Genomic DNA, 3,517 nt, shown 5'->3' with positions numbered 1-3,517 from the left:
GGAGGGCGCACCCGGAGTAGTGAGACACTCACCCTGCGTCTGGTGGAGGCTGCTCCGCGTGCCTGCCGCTGCGCCGGACGCGGGAAGTCCACGCCGGATGCCTCATGGAGCGTGACCGCACATGATCGGAGTGTCAGGATAGCCGGGCTCGCGCTGTGTAGGGGGTACGTGACGGTGAGCACCACGGTTCCAGACCGGCGACCGCTCGTCAGCGTCGTCTACGACGGCCTCGTCGCGTTCGCCGCCGTCTGCTCGGCCGTCGTCGCCGCGGTCGCCTTCGCCCGCACCGCCGACGCCGAGGCGCTGCGCCTGCTGGGCCTGTGCCTGCTCATCGGCTTCCCCCTGGTGCAGCTGATGACCCGCTTCCCCTTCCCCGTCAGCACCAAGCACGCCGGCGTCGAGGTCCAGTTCGACGTCGGCGTCCTCGTCTTCCTGCTCTGCTTCGCCCCCCTGTGGACCGCCTGGCTCGCCTGGGCGGTCTGCGTCGTCCCCACCAACCTGCTGCAGCGCAAGAGCTGGGTCAGCCGCGTCTTCAACGCCTCCATCGGCTCCCTCTTCGCGCCCGTGGCCGTCGGCGTCCTGCACCTGCTCCACGCCGGGGACGGCTCCCGCGCCGTGGCCCTGCGCGGCGACCCGCGCGAGCTGGGGCACGTCGCCCTCGCCGTCGCCGCCGTCTTCGCCGTCGACCTGGTCGTCTCCGCCGTCTCCGTCGCCCTGCAGGAACGCACCACCGTGCGCTCCGAGCTCGCCCACGGCGGCACCTGGCTCGTCGGCGGCGCCTCCCTCGCCGTCGGCGCCGTCGGCTACCTCGGCGGCCTCGTGGAGCAGGACATGCCCCCCTGGACCGCGGCGCTGCTCGTCGTGCCCATGGTCGTCACCATGATCGCCACCCGGGCCATGCGCACCACCCGCGACGTCGCCCGCCGCACCGAGGCCCTCTTCGAGGCCGCCACCGCCCTGCACACCCAGGGCCGGCGCGCCGACCTCGCCCGCATGCTCGCCAAGCACGCCCGCATGGTCGCCGGCACCCCCGCCGCCACCGTGCGCTCCGTCGGCCCCGGCGAGGGCGAGATCGGCGTGCCCGTCGTCGCCGGCGACGGCCTCGTCCTCTACGTCACCGCCCCCCAGCACCGCGACGCCGCCCAGCGCGCCGCCGACGAGAAGGCCCTGGAAGCCCTCGCCTCCGTCGGCGAGGCCGCGTTCTTCCGCGTCGGCGCCAACGAGGAGATGCACGGCCTCGCCCGCCGCGACGTCGTCACCGGCCTGCCCAACCGCCTGCAGTTCACCGAGCGCCTCGCCCTGGAGCTCGAACGCGCCCGCACCGCCGGGCACCCCGACCAGCTCGTCGTCCTCTACCTCGACCTCGACGGCTTCAAGGGCGTCAACGACCGCTTCGGCCACGACGCCGGCGACGAGCTGCTGCGCCTGGTCGGCACCCGCCTGCGCGACACCCTGCGCGGCGGCAGCACCGTCGCCCGCCTCGGCGGCGACGAGTTCGCCGTCCTCGCCCCCCGCTGCCTCGACGTCGAGGGCCTGTGCCGGCGCGTGCTCGCCGCCCTGCGCGTCGAGGTGCGCATGCGCGGGCACGTCGTGCGCGCCCAGGGCAGCATCGGCTGCGCCCGCGCCCGCCCCGGCGACGACGTCAGCACCCTGCTGCGCAACGCCGACACCGCCATGTACCGCGCCAAGGCCACCGGCAAGAACCGCTGGGTCGAGTTCCGCGCCGAGCTGCTCGAGGAGGAGATCGCCCGCCTGCAGGTCATCGAGGACCTCCAGCAGGCCCCCGCCGACGCCTTCGTCGTCCACTACCAGCCCATCGTCGACCTCACCACGTCCGACGTCGTGGGCATGGAGGCCCTCGTGCGCTGGCGCCGCGACCGCTCCGACGGCAGCGAGCCCCTCGTCGGCCCCGAGGAGTTCATCGGCCTCGCCGAGCGCTCCGGCACCGTGGTCGGCATCGGCGACGCCGTCCTGCGCACCGTCGCCCGCGACGCCGCCGACGTCCAGCTCCACGCCGGCCGCGGCCTGGACCTCATGGTCAACGTCTCACCCGTGCAGCTGCGCCACCCGGACTTCACCACGCGCGTCGCCGCCGCCGTGCGCCAGACCGCCGCCGGCGGCTGCCGGCTGCACCTGGAGATGACCGAGAGCGTCATGATCGACGACGACACCGTCGAGATGCTCCGCGAGCTCGCCGACACCGGCGCCGCCCTCACCATCGACGACTTCGGCACCGGCTTCTCCTCCCTCGGCTACCTGCGCCACCGGCCGTTCTCGTCCTTCAAGATCGACCGCAGCTTCGTGCGCGACATCGCCACCGAGCCCACCGCCCGCGCCCTCGTCGAGGGCATCGTGAAGATGGGCCTCGCGCTCGGGCTGTCCATCGTCGCCGAGGGCGTGGAGGACGCCGAGCAGGCGCGCATCCTGCGCGAGATGGGCTGCCCCCTGGCCCAGGGCCACCTGTACTGCCGGCCCCTGCCGCTGGAGCAGCTGCGCACCCACCTGCAGGGCCCGGTGCCCAGCCCGCTCACCGCCTGAGGGCGGGTCCCCCCGGGCGGGCGTCAGAAGTACCAGGGGAACGGCGACCAGTCCGGCTCGCGCTTGCCGAGGAAGGCGTCGCGCCCCTCCACGGCCTCGTCGGTCATGTAGGCCAGGCGCGTGGCCTCGCCGGCGAAGACCTGCTGGCCGACCATGCCGTCGTCGACGGCGTTGAAGGCGAACTTCAGCATCCGCTGGGCGGTGGGGGACTTGCCGTTGACCTCGGCGGCCCACTGCAGGGCCGTCTCCTCCAGCTCGGCGTGCGGGACGACGGCGTTGACCATGCCCATCTCGTGGGCCTGCTGGGCGGTGTAGGGGCGGCCGAGGAAGAAGACCTCGCGGGCGAACTTCTGCCCGACCTGGCGGGCGAGGTAGGCCGAGCCGTAGCCGGCGTCGAAGGAGCCGACGTCGGCGTCGGTCTGCTTGAAGCGGGCGTGCTCGGCGCTGGCGAGGGTGAGGTCGGCGACGACGTGCAGGGAGTGCCCGCCGCCGGCGGCCCAGCCGGGCACGACGGCGACGACGACCTTGGGCATGAACCGGATGAGGCGCTGCACCTCCAGGACGTGCAGGCGCCCGCCCTCGGCCCGCACCCGGGCGGCGTCGACGGTGTCGGCGGTGTCGCCCTGCGCGTACTGGTAGCCGGAGCGGCCGCGGATGCGCTGGTCGCCGCCGGAGCAGAACGCCCACCCGCCGTCCTTGGGGCTGGGGCCGTTGCCGGTGAGCAGCACGCAGCCGACGTCGGGGGTGCGGCGGGCGTGGTCGAGGGCGCGGGCCAGCTCGTCGACGGTGCGCGGGCGGAACGCGTTGCGCACCTCGGGGCGGTCGAAGGCGATGCGCACGGTGCCGCGCTCGCGGCCGGGGCGCACGCACCGGTGGTAGGTGACGTCGGTGAGGTCCTCGAAGCCGGGCACCTCCGCCCACGCCGAGGGGTCGAAGGTCTCGCTGACACCGTCCAGGGCCGACACGCCCTCGACCCTAC

At 74.3% G+C, this 3,517-nt stretch carries 2 protein-coding genes; one reads left to right on the top strand and one right to left on the bottom strand.

Annotated features, from left to right (window positions below; translation table 11 throughout):
* Nucleotides 1-174 precede the first annotated feature (174 nt).
* Complete coding sequence (locus tag GTR00_RS25975) at nt 175-2,538, top strand: putative bifunctional diguanylate cyclase/phosphodiesterase (protein ID WP_166612766.1); 2,364 nt, start codon at nt 175-177, stop codon at nt 2,536-2,538.
* Nucleotides 2,539-2,561: 23 nt separating this feature from the next.
* Here GTR00_RS25975 and GTR00_RS16975 read toward each other — a convergent pair whose 3' ends face one another.
* Nucleotides 2,562-3,503 (bottom strand): 1,4-dihydroxy-2-naphthoyl-CoA synthase, encoded by a 942-nt coding sequence (locus GTR00_RS16975; protein WP_166612765.1) that lies wholly within the window; start codon nt 3,501-3,503, stop codon nt 2,562-2,564.
* Between the last annotated feature and the right edge of the window lie 14 nt (nt 3,504-3,517).

The sequence above is a fragment of the Kineococcus indalonis genome, from assembly GCF_009906395.1.
In the GTDB taxonomy this organism is placed as follows: domain Bacteria; phylum Actinomycetota; class Actinomycetes; order Actinomycetales; family Kineococcaceae; genus Kineococcus; species Kineococcus indalonis.
This window is presented reverse-complemented; position numbering and strand designations above follow the sequence as displayed.